Source organism: Azohydromonas aeria (assembly GCF_009760915.1).
Taxonomy (GTDB): domain Bacteria; phylum Pseudomonadota; class Gammaproteobacteria; order Burkholderiales; family Burkholderiaceae_C; genus Azohydromonas; species Azohydromonas aeria.
In genome coordinates this window covers 60835-77877 of the sequence record NZ_VIDQ01000010.1, presented here as the reverse complement: position 1 = coordinate 77877, position 17043 = coordinate 60835, and the positions used below count along the sequence as shown (strand labels likewise).

18 protein-coding genes are annotated in these 17043 nt (G+C 71.3%); 11 read left to right on the top strand and 7 right to left on the bottom strand.

The window, feature by feature from the left end; all coding sequences use genetic code 11:
• Window positions 1–17: 17 nt before the first annotated feature.
• On the bottom strand, window positions 18–452 hold the full coding sequence (locus FJ694_RS08385) for a DoxX family protein (protein ID WP_157266034.1): 435 nt from the start codon (window positions 450–452) through the stop codon (window positions 18–20).
• An 80-nt stretch (window positions 453–532) separates the two neighbouring features.
• On the opposite strand from FJ694_RS08385, the gene FJ694_RS08380 reads away from it, so the two are divergent.
• Window positions 533–1417, top strand: coding sequence for a LysR family transcriptional regulator (locus FJ694_RS08380; protein ID WP_157266032.1), 885 nt, complete (start codon window positions 533–535; stop codon window positions 1415–1417).
• A 36-nt stretch (window positions 1418–1453) separates the two neighbouring features.
• Here the strand turns inward: FJ694_RS08380 and FJ694_RS08375 are convergent, their stop codons facing one another.
• From FJ694_RS08375 to FJ694_RS08365, 3 genes are all read right to left on the bottom strand, one after another.
• On the bottom strand, window positions 1454–4216 hold the full coding sequence (locus FJ694_RS08375; RefSeq protein ID WP_198320765.1) for a histidine kinase dimerization/phosphoacceptor domain -containing protein: 2763 nt from the start codon (window positions 4214–4216) through the stop codon (window positions 1454–1456).
• 100 nt (window positions 4217–4316) lie between these two features.
• The gene (locus FJ694_RS08370; protein ID WP_157266028.1) at window positions 4317–5189 is read right to left on the bottom strand and encodes an ATP-binding response regulator; all 873 of its coding nucleotides are present in this window, start codon (window positions 5187–5189) and stop codon (window positions 4317–4319) included.
• Window positions 5190–5387: 198 nt separating this feature from the next.
• Entirely contained in the window at window positions 5388–5909 is a 522-nt protein-coding gene (locus FJ694_RS08365; protein WP_232539954.1) for a DUF4142 domain-containing protein, read from the bottom strand.
• 192 nt (window positions 5910–6101) lie between these two features.
• Between FJ694_RS08365 and FJ694_RS08360 the strand changes: the two genes are divergently transcribed.
• The 3 genes from FJ694_RS08360 to FJ694_RS08350 all read left to right on the top strand — a co-directional run bounded on the left by FJ694_RS08360 (window position 6102) and on the right by FJ694_RS08350 (window position 7489).
• Window positions 6102–6539 (top strand): CBS domain-containing protein, encoded by a 438-nt coding sequence (locus FJ694_RS08360; protein WP_157266026.1) that lies wholly within the window; start codon window positions 6102–6104, stop codon window positions 6537–6539.
• A gap of 72 nt (window positions 6540–6611) precedes the next feature.
• The gene (locus tag FJ694_RS08355) at window positions 6612–7130 is read left to right on the top strand and encodes a host attachment protein (protein ID WP_232539953.1); all 519 of its coding nucleotides are present in this window, start codon (window positions 6612–6614) and stop codon (window positions 7128–7130) included.
• Window positions 7131–7249: 119 nt separating this feature from the next.
• Window positions 7250–7489, top strand: coding sequence for a hypothetical protein (locus FJ694_RS08350; protein WP_157266144.1), 240 nt, complete (start codon window positions 7250–7252; stop codon window positions 7487–7489).
• Window positions 7490–7523: 34 nt separating this feature from the next.
• On the opposite strand, the gene FJ694_RS08345 is transcribed toward FJ694_RS08350, so the two are convergent.
• Window positions 7524–8057: an outer membrane lipoprotein gene (locus FJ694_RS08345; RefSeq protein WP_232539952.1), complete on the bottom strand. Its 534-nt coding sequence runs from the start codon at window positions 8055–8057 to the stop codon at window positions 7524–7526.
• 167 nt (window positions 8058–8224) lie between these two features.
• Window positions 8225–8782, bottom strand: a complete 558-nt coding sequence (locus FJ694_RS08340; RefSeq protein WP_157266024.1) for an HNH endonuclease — start codon at window positions 8780–8782, stop codon at window positions 8225–8227.
• 137 nt (window positions 8783–8919) lie between these two features.
• Between FJ694_RS08340 and FJ694_RS08335 the strand changes: the two genes are divergently transcribed.
• Window positions 8920–9681, top strand: a complete 762-nt coding sequence (locus FJ694_RS08335; RefSeq protein WP_157266022.1) for an enoyl-CoA hydratase — start codon at window positions 8920–8922, stop codon at window positions 9679–9681.
• Between the two features lie 22 nt (window positions 9682–9703).
• Here the strand turns inward: FJ694_RS08335 and FJ694_RS08330 are convergent, their stop codons facing one another.
• Window positions 9704–10108, bottom strand: coding sequence for an acyl-CoA thioesterase (locus tag FJ694_RS08330; RefSeq protein WP_157266020.1), 405 nt, complete (start codon window positions 10106–10108; stop codon window positions 9704–9706).
• A gap of 37 nt (window positions 10109–10145) precedes the next feature.
• Here FJ694_RS08330 and FJ694_RS08325 point away from each other — a divergent pair, with 37 nt between their 5' ends.
• The 6 genes from FJ694_RS08325 (at window position 10146) to FJ694_RS08300 (ending at window position 16880) form a co-directional block, all read left to right on the top strand.
• On the top strand, window positions 10146–11987 hold the full coding sequence (locus FJ694_RS08325; RefSeq protein ID WP_157266018.1) for an ABCB family ABC transporter ATP-binding protein/permease: 1842 nt from the start codon (window positions 10146–10148) through the stop codon (window positions 11985–11987).
• A 57-nt stretch (window positions 11988–12044) separates the two neighbouring features.
• Window positions 12045–12941, top strand: coding sequence for an amino acid ABC transporter substrate-binding protein (locus FJ694_RS08320; RefSeq protein WP_157266016.1), 897 nt, complete (start codon window positions 12045–12047; stop codon window positions 12939–12941).
• 137 nt (window positions 12942–13078) lie between these two features.
• Window positions 13079–13825, top strand: coding sequence for an amino acid ABC transporter permease (locus FJ694_RS08315; protein WP_157266014.1), 747 nt, complete (start codon window positions 13079–13081; stop codon window positions 13823–13825).
• A gap of 79 nt (window positions 13826–13904) precedes the next feature.
• Complete coding sequence (locus tag FJ694_RS08310) at window positions 13905–14576, top strand: amino acid ABC transporter permease (protein ID WP_157266012.1); 672 nt, start codon at window positions 13905–13907, stop codon at window positions 14574–14576.
• Window positions 14577–14588: 12 nt separating this feature from the next.
• The gene (locus FJ694_RS08305; protein WP_157266010.1) at window positions 14589–15323 is read left to right on the top strand and encodes an amino acid ABC transporter ATP-binding protein; all 735 of its coding nucleotides are present in this window, start codon (window positions 14589–14591) and stop codon (window positions 15321–15323) included.
• 114 nt (window positions 15324–15437) lie between these two features.
• On the top strand, window positions 15438–16880 hold the full coding sequence (locus FJ694_RS08300; protein ID WP_157266008.1) for a DUF4384 domain-containing protein: 1443 nt from the start codon (window positions 15438–15440) through the stop codon (window positions 16878–16880).
• Window positions 16881–17043: the final 163 nt, after the last annotated feature.

The window sequence follows — 17043 nt, the reverse complement described above, 5'->3', positions numbered from 1 at the left end:
TGCAATGCCGGACGGGTTCAAGCAGCCAAGGCCGGCGTCGGGACGAATTTTTCGCTCCGCCGCAGTGCCCAAGCCCCATCCCCCAGCAGCCACTGCACGACAGAGGCGACGCACAGAAAAGCCGGGTACTCCCATCCCCCGCCCGCGCTCGTAAACACCCAGCCGTTCCCAAGGTGCACCGACGTTGCCGCCAGCATCACCGGCAGCAGCGCCAGCGCCACCTGGCGCGCGTACAGGCCCAGCACCAGCATCAACCCGCCGATCAATTCGGCGACGAAGACGGGATAAGCCAGGAAGCCGGGAAAGCCCACGCTGTCGAAGAACTGCGCCGTGCCCGGCAGCGTGAACACCAGCAGTTTCAGCAGCGCATGCGCGATCCACATCGTGCCCATGCTCAGGCGCAGCAGCGTGGCGCCGTAAGCAGCCGTTGAAATTTCGATGGGTCGATTCATGACGGGTCTCCTTGAAAGGTGAGGGGAGACGTCAGTCTGGGATTGCAATCGCGCCATGAAAATCGGCGTGGAAGCAAAGCATGACTGCAGCAACGCAATACCGCCTGGAGGCTTCGGACCTGAGACTGGTGCTGGCCCTCGTGCGCGCCGGTACCTTCAACGGCGCGGCCGAGCGTCTGGGCGTGGACGCGTCCACGGCGTTCCGCACCCTGCAGCGCATCGAGCGCGGCCTGGGGCAGCCGCTGTTCAAGCGCTCCCGCAGCGGCTGCACGCCGCTGGACCTGGCGCGCGCCCTGGCCGAGCAGGCCGAGGCCGTGGAGTCCGCGCTGGAGGCGGCGCGTTCCGCCGCGCAGCAGCAGCCTGAGGGCGTCAGCGGCAGCGTGCGCATCACCAGCACCGACACGATCCTGCACGGCCTCATCGCGCCGGCACTGCGCGCGCTGCATGAGAGCCATCCGCTGCTCAGCTTTGACCTGCACGCCGGCAACGAACTCGCCAGCCTGACCCGGCGCGACGCCGACATCGCCGTGCGCGCCACGCGGCGCCCGCCACAGCACTTGGTGGGCCGTCACCTGGGGCCGATCCGCGTCGCGCCCTTCGTCGCCCGGGACTCGGCGGTGACCGATTGGGCCGAGGCCGAGAGCGGTGCAGTGCCCTGGATTGCCCCTGACGACGCGCTGCCCGAGCACCCGACCGTCGTGTGGCGGCGCAAGCGGCTGCCGAAGCTGGTGACGACGTACCGCGTCAACAGCATCCTGACCGTGATGGAACTCGTCGCCCTGGGGCTGGGCGTGGGGCTGTTCCCGATTTTCCTGGCACGCGGCCGCGGCGATCTGCGGGCGTTGAGTCCGGAGATCGACGACTGCCGCACCGAGCTGTGGCTGCTGGCGCAGCCGGAAGGGCGGCACGTGCGCCGCGTCTCGGCCGTGTACGCGCACTTGGCGCAGGCGCTGATGCTGGAGTGACGAAGACCGGGTGAGGGCGTGGGCCGTGATGGTGGCTCACGCCGCCACCACCTCCACCGCCTCCTCCTTCTTGATCGGCGCCTTGATCGTGCAGCGCGTCCCCCCGCCCGCCGGCGTGTCGAAGCTGACGGTGGCGCCGATCTGCCGCGACAGCGTCTGCACCAGCCGCATCCCCAGCCCGCGCCCGCGCGCCGGATCGAAGCCCGCGGGCAGGCCCGGGCCGTCGTCGCTGACCGTCAGCAGCAGGCCCTGCGGGCCGTCGGATTCCAGCGCCACCGTCAGCAGCCCGCCGCCGCGCGGCGCCAGCGCGTACTTCTGGGCGTTGGTGATCAGCTCCGTCACGATCAGCCCCAGCGGGATGGCCGTGCCCAGCGGCAGGCGCAGCGGCTGCAGCTCGTACACCAGCCGCGCCGCGCGCTCGCCGCCCCAGGACTGCATCAGCTGCGCGCCCAGGCTGCGCAGGTAGTCGGCGAAGTCCAGCGACGACAGCGTGCCGTGCTGATACAGCCGCTGGTGCACCAGCGCCATGGCGCGCACCCGGTTCTCGGTCTCGGCCAACGCGGCCTGGATCGCCGGGTCGGGCAGCTGGCGGCGCTGCAACTGCAACAGGCTGGTGACGATCTGCAGGTTGTTCTTGACGCGGTGGTGCACCTCCTGCAACAGCACCTCCTTCTCCGCCAGCGAGGTTTTCACCGCCTCCTCGTCGTGGCGGCGCTCGGTCACGTCCACCACCACGCCGGTGATGCGCCCGGGCTCGCCGCCGGGGCCGAAGCTGCGCTGGGAGCGCTCCAGCAGCCAGCGCCACTGGCCGTCGGGGCCGCGGAAGCGGTACTCCTGGCGGTAGGCGGGCTGCTGCGGCGTCAGCGCCTTGCCGGCGTCGATGAGCGCCTGCCGGTCTTCCGGATGCACGCGGCGCAGCCACGCGCGCGCCAGGTGCTGCTCTTCCGCCGTGAGCGCCAGCGCGGTGTGCAGGCTGCCGATGCGCAGCACCACGCCGGTGACGGGCTCCAGCTCGAAGGCGTCCATGCCGGCGGCGTCCAGCGCCAGCCGCAGCCGCTCCTCGCTCATGCGCAGCGCCTGCTCCGCGCGCTTGCGCTCGGTGATATCGATGACGGTGGCGATGTGGATTTCGCGCCCGTTCTCGTCCTCGGCCCGGCGCGCGTCGAGCAGCGCCTCGAACACGCTGCCGTCGCGCCGCCGCGCCGTGAAGTCCAGCCGGGCGCTGCCGCGCGCGTGCAGCTCCGCACCCAGCCGCGCGCTCAGGCCCGGGTCGGCGCAGTGCCCGGCCACGGCGCTGCCGATGAGGTCCTCGGGGCTGTCGTAGCCCCACATGCGCGCGTAGGCGTCGTTGACGAAGGTGAGGCGGCCGGCCATGTCCACCACGCTGAAGCCGGTGAGCGAGTGCTGGATGGCGCCGGCCAGCATCTGCACCTCGGCCGTGCGCTCGGCCACGCGGCGCTCCAGCTCGTGCAGCTGCATGCGCACGGCGATGCCGGCGAGCACCGACTGCGCGATGCGCTCCAGCGCGGCATGGTCCTGCGCGCTCCAGCGCCGCGGCCGGTGGTCGATGGCGCAGAAGCTGCCCAGCACCTGCCCGTCGGGCGTGGCCAGCGGCACGCCCAGGTACGCCGCCACGCCCAGCTCGGCCACGGCTGGGTGCGCGCGCAGCGCGGCGTCGGCATGCGTGTCGGCCACTTCCAGCGCCTGCCCGGCGGCGACCACCTCCGGGCAGAAGCTGTGCGTGAGCGGCAGCTCGCGCTGCCCGGCCCAGGCGCCTTCCAGGCCCCAGGCGCTCTTGAGGAAGAGGCGGCGGTCATCGACCAGGCTGATCAGGCAGGTCGGCACGCCCAGCGTCTGCGCCGCCAGCCGCGTGAAGCGGTCGAAGGCCTCCTCGGCCGGCGAGTCCATCAGCCCGGTGCGGCGCAGCGCCGCCAGCCGGTCCGGGTCGTCCAGCCGTGACGGCCCGGGGCGCACGGGCTGCGCGGCGCTGCGCGGGCTGATCCACTGCCACAGCGCCTCGTTGAGCTCGGCCAGGTGGTCGGCCTGGGCCTGCAGCGCCTCGTTGGCCGCGTGCAGCGAGGCCTGCGCCTGCTGCAGCCGCGCCATGGCCTGCGACTCGGCGCTGCGCGCCCGCGCCAGCCGCTCCACGCTGCCGCGCAGCTGCGTGACCTTGCGCTGCAGCGCGCGGCCGGCAATGACCATCAGCAGCAGCGACAGCAGGCTGCCCAGCAGCGTCACCGCGGTGTTGAGCTCGGTGCTCTGCCGCGCTTCCTGCTCGTGCTGCGCCAGCCGCTGCAGCTCGGCGGCGTCGAGCTCGGCCAGCGTGGCGTCGGCCGCGTCCACCAGCGCGCGGCTGGAGCCCGCGGCCAGACGGCGCCGCGCGGCGTCCAGCCCCTGGGCATCGGCGCTGAGCAGCAGTCCGTCCACGAAGCGCTGGTACTCGCGCAGCTGCGCGGCCAGGCGCTGCAGCCGCTGCTGCTGCGCCGCATCCTCGGCAACGAGTGCGCGCAGCCGCTGCAGCCGCTCGGGCAGCCGCTCGCGCGCGATGCGATAGGGGTCGAGCCAGTCGTCCTGGCCACTGATGAGGTAGCCGCGCACGGCGCGCGAGACGTCGCGCACGTCGGTGTTGAGCGCGTAGAGCTCCACCCGCACGTCGAGCGTGTGGCGGCGCTTGTCGCTGGCCGCCGTGGCGCGCTGCTGCGTCCACAGCGCCACAGCGGCCACGGCCAGCATCAGCAGCAGCGCCACGGCGATGGCGCGGGGAACGGGCAGCCGGAACGGGGGACGGGGCTCGGACATGGGCGGGAATGCGGCCTTTCGGGGCAGGATGCCCCGCGGCCCGGGCCGCGGGCGGGAAGGGAGTCGGAAAAAGGAAAAGCCGGCCCCCAGGGCCGGCGCCTCAGGTCGCCTGCGCCCGCGGCGGCGCGCTACCGGCATCGGCAGCCGGCGCCTCGGCGGCGTTGGCCGCGGGTGGGCGGTGCTGGCCGGCGGCGTCGAGCCCCTCGCGCGCCAGGCGCTCGGTGGCGTCGCGCAGCACCAGCACCGCGCCCATGCGCAGCCCGAACTCGCCCTCCACCAGCGAGGCGGATTCGTCCACCACCACCTCCGTGCGCGCGCTGTTGCGCCGCAGCAGCCGGCGCCCGTGCGTCACGCCGATGCTGCAGTTCTCGGCCAGCGCGCGCAGCGCGGCGGGCGGGTGCGCGTCGCCCGACGCGTAGCGCACCACTTCCACCAGGCGGCGGCCCACGGCCTCGTCGGCATTCCAGCCGGTGAGCGCCTCGGCGGCGGGGTTCATGAAGCGCAGCGTGGCGTCCGGGTTGACCACGATCACGCCGTCCTGCACGCAGCGCAGCGTGGCCGCGAACCAGCGCTCGGACTCGCGCAGCCGCCGCTCCAGCGCCGCGCGCGCCAGCGCCATCTCGATGGCCGCGCGCAGCGCCCGGCCCTCGAAGGGCTTGGTCAGGAAGCCGCTGGGCGAGGTGCGCGCGGCCTGCGCCACCGTGTCGTCGTCGCTGTGCGACGTCAGGAACACCACCGGCGGCCCGCCGACGCGGCCCAGCCGCGCCGCGGTCTCGATGCCGTCGATGGGGCCCTGGATGCGGATGTCCATCAGCACCAGGTCGGGCCGTTCCTGCGCCGCCAGGGCCAGGGCTTGCGGGCCGCTCTCGGCCGGGCCCAGCACGCGGTAACCCATGTCCTCCAGCTGACACTGCAGGTCCAGCGCGATCACCGCCTCGTCTTCAACGATCAGGATCGAGTACGGCGACTCCATGTTGCCCCTCAGTTGCTTCTTGCTTCAAATGCGGTCCGCATTTTCCAGGATATGGAAATCCCGAGCGCTGGGGCTTGTGCTGAGACAAGACAAATAAAGGTGGCCTCCCGGCCGGTGCGTGCCCGTATCAACCCGGGCCCAGCCCGGGGGGCGACAAGGGGCCGCGCGGCGCGCCGACGCCGCTGCGGCCGCGACGGGTCACTTGCCCAGCGAGGCGCGCAGGTCGCGCGACATCTTCAGGTGCCCTTCCAGCGCGGGCAGCGTCTTGGCGGCGAAGGCCTTGACGTCCGGGTCCTTGGCGCCCAAGGCGGCCTTCTGGAACATCTTGATCGTGTCCTCGTGGGCCTTGATGCCCATCTCGTCGGCGTACTGGCGGTCGAAGCGCTCGCCGTCGAGCGCGCTCATCGCCTTGGCCTTGCTCTTCTGCACGGCCGAGGGCTCGGTGGGCAGCTGGATGTTCTTGCTGGCGGCCAGCGCGGTCAGCTCCTCGTTGGTCTTGGTGTGGTCCTGCTGCATCTGCGCGGCGAAGGCCTTGACCTTCTCGTTGGCGCTCTTGCTCTGCGCGAGCTTGGCGGCCTCGACCTCGGCATGCCCGTTCTGCGCTGCCTGCTCCATGAAGTTGCGGTCGCTGCGGACCATGCCGTCGGCGGCCGGCGCCAGGCTGGTGAACAGGGCCAGGCTGCAGCCCAGCAGCGCGGTGGACATCAGTCGCTTCATCATCTCTTGCTCCTTGGATCCCGGGAAAAGTCCTTCGAGGAAAAGGACGGTCGAGCCGCGTGCGCGGCATGGGCAGAGGCCTGGCAATCGCCTCGCCCATGGGGGACACGGCCGATGCCGGGGCCGCCTGGGATTTGCCCGGGCACGGGCACCGCGCTTGCCGCCCCGGGCCTGCAAGCCAAGGAGTTGTGGAAGATGGACCAGGTAGCCGATGTGATGACGCGCGACGTGCGCGTGGTGCAGCCCGACGACACGCTGCAGCGCGCCGCGCAGCTCATGGACGAGCTCAACGTGGGCGTGGTGCCGGTGTGCGAAGGCCGCAAGCTGGTGGGCATGCTCACCGACCGCGACATCACCGTGCGCGGCGTGGCCGCGGGCAAGGATGCCGCCGTCACGCCGGTGAGCGAGGTCATGAGCGGCAGCGTGCGCTGGTGCTTCGACGACCAGCCGCTGGAGGACGTGCTCGACGAGATGCGCGACACCCAGATCCGGCGCATGCCGGTGCTGGACCGCCAGCAGCAGCTCGTGGGCATCGTCTCGCTGGGCGACCTGGCCGAGCGCGGCAGCAGCGAAGCGAGCGTCGGCGAGGCGCTCAAGGACATCTCCACGCCCGCGGCCCCCGACCGCGCCTGAGCCGCGCCGCGCCGCGCGCGCATGGCGTTCAGGCTGAACCCCCCGACAAGCAACCCAGAAGGAGCAAGAGCCATGGCAACCACCTGGATCGTGTTGGCCGACGAAGGCCGCGCCCGCATCCTGGCGCAGGAACAGCGCGGCGCCGAGCTGCAGGAGGTGACCGAACTCACCGACGCCGCGGCGCATGCCGACGAGGCCGACCTCCAGCGCGACGCCGCCGGGCGCCGCGCCCACGGCGGCACCGGCCCGATCAGCAGCATCACCACCTCGGCCGGCGCCGACAAGCTGGAGCAGGAAGCCGACCTGTTCGCGCGCCGCGTGGCCGAGCACCTGGCGCAGGCGCTGCAGAAGCAGCACTACGGCGCGCTGCACATCGCCGCGGCGCCGAAGTTCCTGGGCCGGCTGCGCCAGCACCTGAGCCCGCAGGTGCAGGCGCTGGTGCAGCAGGAGATCAACAAGGACCTGCTGCAGTTCAAGGGCCGCGACCTGGCCGAGCGCATCTTCGGCGAGCAGCCCCGGCACGGCGCCAGCGGCGGGCTCAATGCCGGCGGCATGAGCGGCACGGATGCCGGCACGGGCCTGGGCGCCTGATGGCCATGCCCTCAGACGACGCCCAGGCCCAGGGCCCGGCAGGCTGGGACGACGCGGACACGGCGTCCTCGTTCGGGCTCCCCGGTGCTAGCCTGAAGGCCGGACCGAGGAGCCTTCCCATGCAGAAACCGGCGAAATTCCTGGTGCTCATCGACGCGGGCGGCGCGATGGTGGCGCGGCTCTTCGACGAGCAGCGCGTGCAGGTGGCGGAGTTCGACGCCACCAGCGAGGAAGTGGCCGTGATGACCAGCGGCCTGGTGCCCGGCAACGGCGCCGACGCCGCCGACTGGGACCGGCCGCTGCGCGGCCACAACCCGCAGGAGCGCCGCGAGGCGCAGGTCTACACGCTGGACGTGTGAGGCGCCGGCCGGGGCGGCAGCCGGCGGCGGCCGCTCAGCGCGGCGAGTACACCGGCGCGGGCATCGGCGCCGCGGCCGGCGCGGGCGCCCAGGCCGCCGGCGCGGCGCCGCCGGGATTGCGCACCACGCGCGTCTTGCCGCCGGTGGTCACCAGCACCACGGCCTCGCCGGGCTGGAAGTTCTCGTTGCCGCGGGCCTGCACGACGGCGCGGCGCTCGCCGTTGCGCAGCTGGATCAGGATTTCCTGCGCGTCCTCGCGCGTGGTGGCGCGCTCGATGGCGTTGCCCGCCAGCGCGCCGGCCACCGCGCCCACCAGCCCGATGGCCACCGACTCGCGCCCGCTGCTGCGCGTGGAGCCGGCGATGCCGCCGAGCACGCCGCCGGTGGCGGCGCCGGTGCCGCTCTGGCTGCCCTCGACGACGACGTTGCGCACGTTGAGCACGGTGGCGTCCTGCACCTGCGACAGGCGCTGCGCGTCGCCGCGCTGGATCACGTCGGGGCTGGTGGTGCTGCAGCCGGCCAGCGCGGCGGCCAGTGCCAGCGCGGCCAGGGTCTTGACTTGCTTCATGGGGTCTCCCTTGGGGTCTCCGGCGCAACGGCCGCCGCGGCGGCCGGGTTGACGCCGGGAATGCGCCGCGCCTAGGCAGGAGCAACGGGCGCGAAAAAGTGGCGGAAAAAGCGGTGTCGAGGTTAACGCGCAGACGTGGCGGCGATCCGCCGCGGCCGGCGCCGGAATCAGCCGTGCAGCCGGCTCGAGCGCGGCACGCTGGCCATCAGGAACTCCATCTGGTCGGCCAGGATGCGCCGGCCGCGCAGGATCATGTCCTCGTGCAGGCTGGGCACGTAGGGCAGGTAGACCAGGCTCATGCGCGCCTCTTCGGGCAGCCGGTTGCCCTTGCGGCCGTTGCAGGCGCGGCAGGCGGTGACGCAGTTGAGCCAAGTGTCCTGGCCGCCGCGCGAGGTCGGCACCACGTGCTCGCGCGTGAGCTCTTCGGCGGGGTGGTGGTGGCCGCAGTAGGCGCAGATGTAGCGGTCGCGCACGAACAGCTTGGTGTTGCTCAGCGCCGGCGTCTGGCGCCAGGCGCGGCTGGGAATGGTGCCGCGCACGGCGATGATCGAATGGACCTCGATGCGCGAGAGCCGCCCGGTGGCGCGCTGCACGCCTCCGCGCAGCACGGCACAGGGGTCGCCCAGGGTCCATGCGACGCCGTCGGTGGCGTAGATCACGGCCGCCTCGCGGGCGGTGATCCAGGCTTGCGGTCGTCCGGACACGTCGAGTTGCAGCACGTCCACGTCAGTTCTCCCGCCAAAGAGCGTAATCCATTGCGCATGGACGCATCAACAGGGGGTGGATTTCCCCCCAAAGGGGCCTTGCGCGACGCTGCTATCGTGCTGCGCCGCCATCCCTGAATCACCCTGAAACTGCCGCCATGAGCATCCGCACCGCCACCCTCGACGGCGTCGCCACGCTGGAAATCGCCCGCCCGGAAAAGAAAAACGCGCTGACGGCGCAGATGTACGCCGACATGGCCGCCGCCTTGCGCGCGGCGCAGGCCGACGCCGCGGTGCGCGCCGTGCTCGTCACCGGGCAGCCGGGCATCTTCACCTCCGGCAACGACCTGGAGGACTTCATGAAGTACCCGCCCGGCGCCGAGGACGCGCCGGTGTTCGCCTTCATGGAGGCAGTGCTGGCGCTGGACAAGCCGCTGGTGGCCGCCGTCACCGGCGCGGCCATCGGCATCGGCTGCACGCTGCTGCTGCACTGCGACGCGGTGGTGGTGTCCGACGAGGCGCGGCTGGCGCTGCCCTTCGTCAACCTGGGGCTGGTGCCCGAGTTCGGGTCGAGCCTGCTGCTGGCGCAGCGCATCGGCCACGTCCGCGCGGCGCAGCGGCTGATGCTGGGCGACCCCTTCACCGGCGCCGAGGCCGTGGAGCTGGGCCTGGCCAACGCGGTGCTGCCGCCCGACGAGGTGCTGCCGCAGGCGCGGCGCCTGGCCGCGCGCTTCACGCAGCTGCCGCCGGCGGCCGTGCGCGCCACCAAGGCGCTGATGCGCGCGCCCGTGCTGCCGGCGCTGCGCCAGGCGCTGCAGGCCGAGCGCGAGGTGTTCGTGCAGCGGCTGCGCAGCCCGGAGGCGATGGAGGCGTTCCAGGCCTTCTTCGAGAAGCGGCGCCCGGACTTCTCGAAGTTTTGAGCGCGGCCGAAAAAAAGAAGGCTCAGGCCGCGGCCGGCGGCAGCGGCCGCGGGCGCCCTTGCGCGTCCACGGCCACGTAGGTCAGCACCGCCTCGGTCACCTTGAGCACCTGGGCGGCGTCGTGCAGCGGCTGGGAATAGACGGCCACGTCCACCGTCATCGAGCTGCGCCCGACGTGGATGATCTCGGCATAGAAGCTCAGCAGGTCGCCCACGCGCACGGGCTGCTTGAAGACGAACTCCTTGACGGCGATGGTGGCGATGCGTCCCTGCGCGCGCCGCGCCGGCAGCACCGCGCCGGCGAGATCGACCTGCGCCATGACCCAACCGCCGAAGACGTCGCCGCTGGCGTTGACGTCGGAGGGCATGGGGATGACGCGCAGCACCAGCTCCTTGTCGGTGGGCAGGGCGGCGGGGGATTCGGACATGGGCATGATGTCAAGGGTTGTCACTGAGCCCCACATCATGCGCGCCCTGGCCCATTCCCGCGCCGCCGATCCCGCCGACCCGTCCTCGCGCCGCTCCGACTGGGGCACGCTGCGCAAGCTGCTGCCCTACCTGTGGCACTACCGCTGGCGCGTGGCCGCGGCGCTGGCCTTCATGGTCGCGGCCAAGGTGGCCAACGTGGGCGTGCCGCTGCTGCTCAAGGAACTCGTCGATTCGCTCTCGATCCAGCCCGGCAGCGCCGCGTCGATGCTGGTGGTGCCGGTGGGGCTGCTGGTGGCCTACGCGGCGCTGCGCCTGTCCACCACCGTGTTCACGGAGCTGCGCGAGCTGGTCTTCGCCCGCGCCACCGAGGGCACGGCGCGGCGCATCTCGCTGCAGGTGTTCCGCCACCTGCACGCGCTGAGCCTGCGCTTCCACCTGGAGCGCCAGACCGGCGGCATGACGCGCGACATCGAGCGCGGCACGCGCGCGGTGCACTCGCTCATCTCCTACTCGCTCTACAGCATCCTGCCCACGATCATCGAGGTCGGCCTGGTGCTGGTGCTGCTGGCGGTGAAGTTCGACGCCGGCTTCGCCTGGATCACGCTGGCGGCGCTGGTGTGCTACGTGGCCTTCACCATCTCGGTGACGGAGTGGCGCACCAAGTTCCGCCGCGAGATGAACCAGCTCGACTCGCAAGCGCACACCAAGGCCATCGACTCGCTGCTGAACTACGAGACCGTCAAGTACTTCAACAACGAGGACTTCGAGGCCCGGCGCTACGACACCAGCCTGGAGTCGCTGCGCAAGGTGGCGCTCAAGAGCCAGAGCACGCTGTCGCTGCTCAACAGCGGGCAGCAGCTCGTCATCGCCGTGGCGCTGGTGGCCATGCTCTGGCGCGCCACGCAGGGCGTGGTGGACGGGCGCATGACGCTGGGCGACCTGGTCATGATCAACGCCTTCATGATCCAGCTCTACATCCCGCTGAACTTCCTGGGCGTGCTGTACCGCGAGATCAAGCAGTCGCTCACCGACCTGGACCGCATGTTCCACCTGCTGGAGACGCACCGGGAAGTGGCGGACGCGGCGGACGCGAGGCCGCTGGCGGTGAGCCAGGGTTGCGTGCGCTTCGAGGATGTGAGCTTCGCCTACGAGAAGGAGCGGCCGATCCTGCGCGGCCTGAGCTTTGAAATTCCGCCGGGCCGGACGGTGGCGGTGGTCGGGCCGTCCGGGGCTGGAAAATCCACGCTGGCGCGGCTGCTCTACCGCTTCTACGACGTCGGCGGCGGGCGCCTCACCATCGACGGGCAGGACGTGCGCCAGGTCACGCAGGCCAGCCTGCGCCAGGCCATCGGCATCGTCCCGCAGGACACGGTGCTGTTCAACGACACGGTGGAATACAACATCGCCTACGGCCGCCCCGGCGCCGGCCGCGCCGAGGTGGAGGCCGCGGCGCGCGCGGCGCGCATCCACGACTTCATCGCCGCCACGCCCAAGGGCTACGACACCGTCGTGGGCGAGCGCGGCCTGAAGCTCTCGGGCGGCGAGAAGCAGCGCGTGGCCATCGCGCGCACGCTGCTCAAGGACCCGCCGATCCTGATCTTCGACGAGGCCACCTCGGCGCTGGACTCGGCCAACGAGCGCGCCATCCAGTCCGAGCTCAAGAGCGCGGCGCAGGGCAAGACGGCACTGGTGATCGCGCACCGGCTCTCCACGGTGGTGGATGCGCACCGCATCCTGGTGATGGAACAGGGCCGCATCGTCGAGCAGGGTACGCACGCCGAATTGCTGGCGCTGCAGGGCCGCTACGCCCGCATGTGGCAGCTGCAGCAAAGCGGCGGGGAGGCGGCAATTGACGGCCCGCAGGGCCGCGTCGCCTGAGCCACCCCTAGAATGCTTTCGTTTCTCTTACTACTTCATCGTCAAGGAGTGCCCCGCATGAAGAAGACCCTGCTCGTCGCCGCGATCCTGGCGGCAGCCGGCGCCGCGCAAGCCCAGTCCGACACCCTCAAGAAGGCCAAGGACACCGGCACCATCACCCTGGGCGTGCGCGAATCCTCGGGCGTGCTGTCCTACACCCTGGGCGGCAGCAAGTACGTGGGCTACCACGTGGCCATCTGCGAGAAGGCCGTCGAGAACGTCGAGAAGGCCGTCGGCCGGCGCCTGGAGGTCAAGTACCAGCCCGTGACCTCGCAGAACCGCATCCCGCTGGTGCAGAACGGCACCGTGGACCTGGAGTGCGGCTCCACCACCAACAACCTCGCGCGCCAGAAGGACGTGGCCTTTGCCAACACCACCTTCGTCGAGCAGGTGCGCCTGGCCGTCAAGGCCAACTCCGGCATCAACTCGGTGGCCGACCTCAAGGGCAAGACCATCGCCACCACCACCGGCACGACCTCGGTGCAGACGCTGCGCCGCCACAAGCGCGCCGAAGGGGTGGAGTTCAAGGAAGTCTTCGGCAAGGACCACGCCGACAGCTTCCTGCTCATGGACAGCGGCCGCGCCGACGCCTTCGTGATGGACTCCAGCCTGCTCGCCGGCCTGATCGCGCGCAGCAAGAACCCGGCGGACTACCGGATCGTGGGCGAGCCGCTGTCGGTCGAGCCCATCGCCATCATGATGCGCAAGGACGACGAGGGCCTGCGCAAGATCGTCAACCAGACCATCGCCGACATGACCAAGTCCGGCGAGATCAACCAGCTCTACGACAAGTGGTTCATGCAGCCCACGCCGCCCACCGGCGCCGTGGTCAAGCTGCCCATGAGCGACCTGCTCAAGGAAGCGCTGAAGAAGCCCAACGACCAGCCGGCCGAGGAATACGCCAAGCGGCTGTGAACAGGCTTTGACGCCGTGACGGCCGTGCAGTAGCCGACGGGCGCGAAAAGGACGCAAGCAGCACGCGTTCCTTTCGCGCCTTTTTCATGGGGATGCGCCGCGGCGCTGAAGCGGCGCCGCGACGGGAGAACAACAACATGGCGAGTTGGGACTGGCAGGTCTTCTGCCGCGACACCATCGACGGCGAGGTGGCGCCGCGCTGCTTCGGCAGCGGCGGCAGCATCACGTACCTGGACTGGATGATCTCGGCCTGGGGCTGGACGCTGTCGGTGGCGCTGCTGGCGCTGGTGGTGGCGCTGGTGGTGGGCTCGATCGTGGGCATCCTGCGCACCACGCCCAGCCGCGCGCTGGTGTTCGCGGGCAACGCCTGGACGGAGCTGTTCCGCAACATCCCGCTGCTGGTGCAGATCTTCCTCTGGTACCACGTGCTGCCGGCGCTGATCCCGCCGCTGCAGGCCTTCCCCAGCTTCATCCTGGTGGTGTTCGCGCTGGGCTTCTTCACCTCGGCACGCGTGTCCGAGCAGGTCCGGGCAGGCATCCAGGCGCTGCCGCGCGGGCAGCGCTACGCGGGCCTGGCGCTGGGGCTGACGCTGCCGCAGACCTACCGCTTCGTGCTGCTGCCCATGGCCTTTCGCATCGTCATCCCGCCGCTGACCAGCGAGAGCATGAACATCATCAAGAACTCGGCCGTGGCCTTCGCCGTGTCGGTGGCCGAGCTGACCATGTTTGCCATGCAGGCGCAGGAGGAGACCTCGCGCGGCGTCGAGATCTACCTCGCCGTCACGGCGCTCTACTTCGTGTCGGCGCTGCTGGTCAACCGCATCGCGCTGTTCATCGAGCGGCGGCTGCGCATTCCCGGCACCGTGGCCGCAGGAGCCAAATGATGAGCAGCCCCCACGTCGCTTCGCTCCTGCCCCCCACGGGGGCGCAGGCCTCCCTTGAGACGGCTCGGCAGGAGGCCTGATGCTCAGCAACCTCGACTTCTCCTTCCTGTCCTGGGACGTCATCACCGGCTTCATCGCCAAGGGCTTCCTGTTCTCGCTGCAGCTGACGCTGGTGGCGATGATCGGCGGCATCCTCCTCGGCACGGTGCTGGCGATGATGCGGCTGTCCAGCCACAAGTGGCTGAGCGTGCCCGCGCAGCTCTACGTGGACACGCTGCGCTCCATCCCGCTGGTGATGGTGATCCTGTGGTTCTTCCTGCTCATCCCGCTGCTCACCGGGCGGCCGCTGGGCGCGGAGGTGTCGGCCACCATCACCTTCACGGTGTTCGAGGCGGCCTACTACTCGGAGATCATGCGCGCGGGCATCCAGAGCGTGCCGCGCGGCCAGGTCTACGCCGGCTACGCCATGGGCATGAGCTACAAGCAGACCATGCAGCTCGTCGTGCTGCCGCAGGCCTTCCGCAACATGCTGCCGGTGCTGCTGACGCAGACCATCATCCTGTTCCAGGACACCTCGCTGGTCTACGCCATCGGCGCCTACGACCTGCTCAAGGGCTTCGAGGTCGCCGGCAAGAACTACAACCGCCCGGTCGAGACCTACCTCGTCGCCGCGGTCGTCTACTTCGTGATCTGCTTCTCGCTGTCGATGCTGGTCAAGCGGCTGCAGAAGAGAATCGCCATCATTCGTTGAGAGAGCACCCTCATGATCGAGATCAAGAACGTCAGCAAGTGGTACGGCAGCTTCCAGGTGCTCACCGACTGCACCACCGCCATCCAGAAGGGTGAGGTGGTGGTGGTGTGCGGCCCCTCCGGCTCGGGCAAGTCCACCCTCATCAAGACCGTCAACGCGCTGGAGCCGTTCCAGAAAGGGGACATCATCGTCAACGGCGTGAGCATCGCCGACCCCAAGACCGACCTGCCCAAGCTGCGCAGCCACGTCGGCATGGTGTTCCAGCACTTCGAGCTCTTTCCGCACCTGTCGGTGACGGACAACCTGACGCTGGCGCAGATCAAGGTGCTGGGCCGCGGCAAGGACGAGGCGCTGCAGCGCGGCCTCAAGATGCTCGACCGTGTCGGCCTGATGGCGCACAAGGACAAGTTCCCGGGGCAACTCTCGGGCGGCCAGCAGCAGCGCGTGGCCATCGCCCGGGCGCTGTCGATGGACCCGATCGTGATGCTCTTCGACGAGCCGACCTCGGCGCTCGACCCGGAGATGGTCGGCGAGGTGCTGGACGTGATGGTGCAGCTGGCCAACGAGGGCATGACCATGATGTGCGTGACGCACGAGATGGGCTTCGCGCGCAAGGTCAGCCACCGCGTGATCTTCATGGACCAGGGCCGCATCATCGAGGACTGCACCAAGCAGGATTTCTTCGGCAACCCGGAGGCGCGCTCGCCGCGGGCCAAGGAGTTCCTGTCCAAGATCCTGCAGCACTGATCCCGCGCCATCCGGCCGCCGCGCCGGCGCCGCATTGAACCCCCGGCGCCGCGCGCGCAACTGAAGACAGGCATCACGAATCCGCACGGGCCCTCCGCCCGAAGGTTGCCTGTCATGACCTACCCGACGCCCACCCGCCGCGCCCTGCGCACCGCGCTGTCCCTGGCCGTGGCCGCCCTGGTGGCGGCCTGCGCGGCGACGGCGCCCGAGCCCGCCGCCGCGCCGCCGGACGGCCGCCCGGTGGAGGACTTCTCGGACGGGCTGCGCTGCATGGATGACCTGCTGCTCGACCACGGCGTGCGCGACCTGCAGCTGGCCGTCAGTGAACCGCCCGACAGCGGCGGGCGCCAGTCGGTGGTGCCGCGCGAGCTGCTGCAGGCCACCTTCACGTCCATGTCGCGGCGCAGCCGCGCGCTCAGGGTGACGCAAGCCAGCAGCGCCGAGCCGGGGCCGGCCTTCGTGCTGCAGGGCGCGGTGCAGCGCCCCGACGCCACCACGCGCGCCGTCACGCTCGGCCTGGTGAACGCGCAGGACCGCAGCCCCGTGCCCGACGCCGCCGCCACCCAGCGCGCCACGCTCCACGCCGGCGTGGCCGCGATCCGCACCTTCGGCCAGGTCTTCGTCGTGCCCACGCGCGGCGGCGACGCGAAGGCGCTGCACGCCGTGGCGGAGGCGGCCGCCATCCAGCTCGTGGGGCGCCTCTCGCGCGTGCCCTACTGGCGCTGCCTGGGGGCGCCGGCCGAGCAGCCGGAGGTCGAGGCCGAGATCCGCGACTGGTACGACACGCTCTCGGCGCGCCCGAAGGACCTCATTGCCTGGTTCCAGGCCCAGCTGCGCGTGCGCGGCGCCTACGCCGGGCCGGCCGACGGCGTGGTCAATCCGCAGACCAAGGAGGCCGTGGCGCGTTACCGCGAGGCGCTGGGCCTGTCGCGCGAGCCCAGGCTCACGCACGACTTCCTGCGCGCCTGGCTGCACGCCGACCACCGCCAGCTCGCCGCGCGCGGCAACGCCGCCGCCCCGGCGGCACCTGCCCATGCGCCGTCGCCGTCGCCGGTGCCGGCTCCTGCGCCGGCACCCGCGGTGGCCACTGCGGTGGCCGCCGCACCGGCGGCCGCCGTGGCCCCGGCCGCCGCGCCGCTGGCGCTGCGCGTGGCCACGGCCAACGAGGCACGGCGCTTCAACGGCGGCGAGCGCATCGAGCTGGACCTGCGGCCCAGCCGCGACGCCTGGGTCTACTGCTTCCACCAGGACGAGCACCGGCAGGTGCGGCGCTTCTTTCCCAACCGCTTCCAGGGCAGCGCGCGCGTGGCCGCGGCCTCGGGGCTGCAGCTGCCGGGCGCGATGCGCTTCGAGCTGCGCATGAACGCGCAGGGCGCGCGCGAGGCGGTGTCGTGCTTCGCCACCGAGCGCGACGTGCTGCCGGCGCTGCCCGCGGCCGTGGCCGGCGGCGACTTCGCGCCGCTGGCGGTGTCGCTGGAGCAGGTGCGCGAGGCCTTCCAGCGCGCCAGCGCCGGCGCCCGGATGGCGCACGAGCTTCTGGCGCTGCAGCCGCGCTGAGGGCGCGGTCCGCATCCCGGGACAAAGCTCCCGGCCGGCCCGGGCGCAGTGTCCCGGGTGCCCTCCCAGCACCCTCCCATGGCGGCGCGGGGCGCGCCGTGCGGCAATGGCTGCCGTGCCGAGCAGTTCGCCCAGCACCGTCCGCGGCAGCAGCGCAGGCCGA

What these genes read in the sequence shown, in the direction of transcription:
- FJ694_RS08315 (WP_157266014.1), top strand. Translation starts at nt 13,079, where the DNA reads ATGGCGAGTTGGGACTGGCAGGTCTTCTGCCGCGACACCATCGACGGC.
- FJ694_RS08330 (WP_157266020.1), bottom strand. Translation starts at nt 10,108, where the DNA reads ATGTCCGAATCCCCCGCCGCCCTGCCCACCGACAAGGAGCTGGTGCTG.
- FJ694_RS08375 (WP_198320765.1), bottom strand. Translation starts at nt 4,216, where the DNA reads ATGTCCGAGCCCCGTCCCCCGTTCCGGCTGCCCGTTCCCCGCGCCATC.
- FJ694_RS08385 (WP_157266034.1), bottom strand. Translation starts at nt 452, where the DNA reads ATGAATCGACCCATCGAAATTTCAACGGCTGCTTACGGCGCCACGCTG.
- FJ694_RS08310 (WP_157266012.1), top strand. Translation starts at nt 13,905, where the DNA reads ATGCTCAGCAACCTCGACTTCTCCTTCCTGTCCTGGGACGTCATCACC.
- FJ694_RS08320 (WP_157266016.1), top strand. Translation starts at nt 12,045, where the DNA reads ATGAAGAAGACCCTGCTCGTCGCCGCGATCCTGGCGGCAGCCGGCGCC.
- FJ694_RS08325 (WP_157266018.1), top strand. Translation starts at nt 10,146, where the DNA reads ATGCGCGCCCTGGCCCATTCCCGCGCCGCCGATCCCGCCGACCCGTCC.
- FJ694_RS08370 (WP_157266028.1), bottom strand. Translation starts at nt 5,189, where the DNA reads ATGGAGTCGCCGTACTCGATCCTGATCGTTGAAGACGAGGCGGTGATC.
- FJ694_RS08345 (WP_232539952.1), bottom strand. Translation starts at nt 8,057, where the DNA reads ATGAAGCAAGTCAAGACCCTGGCCGCGCTGGCACTGGCCGCCGCGCTG.
- FJ694_RS08360 (WP_157266026.1), top strand. Translation starts at nt 6,102, where the DNA reads ATGGACCAGGTAGCCGATGTGATGACGCGCGACGTGCGCGTGGTGCAG.
- FJ694_RS08305 (WP_157266010.1), top strand. Translation starts at nt 14,589, where the DNA reads ATGATCGAGATCAAGAACGTCAGCAAGTGGTACGGCAGCTTCCAGGTG.
- FJ694_RS08350 (WP_157266144.1), top strand. Translation starts at nt 7,250, where the DNA reads ATGCAGAAACCGGCGAAATTCCTGGTGCTCATCGACGCGGGCGGCGCG.
- FJ694_RS08355 (WP_232539953.1), top strand. Translation starts at nt 6,612, where the DNA reads ATGGCAACCACCTGGATCGTGTTGGCCGACGAAGGCCGCGCCCGCATC.
- FJ694_RS08300 (WP_157266008.1), top strand. Translation starts at nt 15,438, where the DNA reads ATGACCTACCCGACGCCCACCCGCCGCGCCCTGCGCACCGCGCTGTCC.
- FJ694_RS08380 (WP_157266032.1), top strand. Translation starts at nt 533, where the DNA reads ATGACTGCAGCAACGCAATACCGCCTGGAGGCTTCGGACCTGAGACTG.
- FJ694_RS08365 (WP_232539954.1), bottom strand. Translation starts at nt 5,909, where the DNA reads ATGATGAAGCGACTGATGTCCACCGCGCTGCTGGGCTGCAGCCTGGCC.
- FJ694_RS08335 (WP_157266022.1), top strand. Translation starts at nt 8,920, where the DNA reads ATGAGCATCCGCACCGCCACCCTCGACGGCGTCGCCACGCTGGAAATC.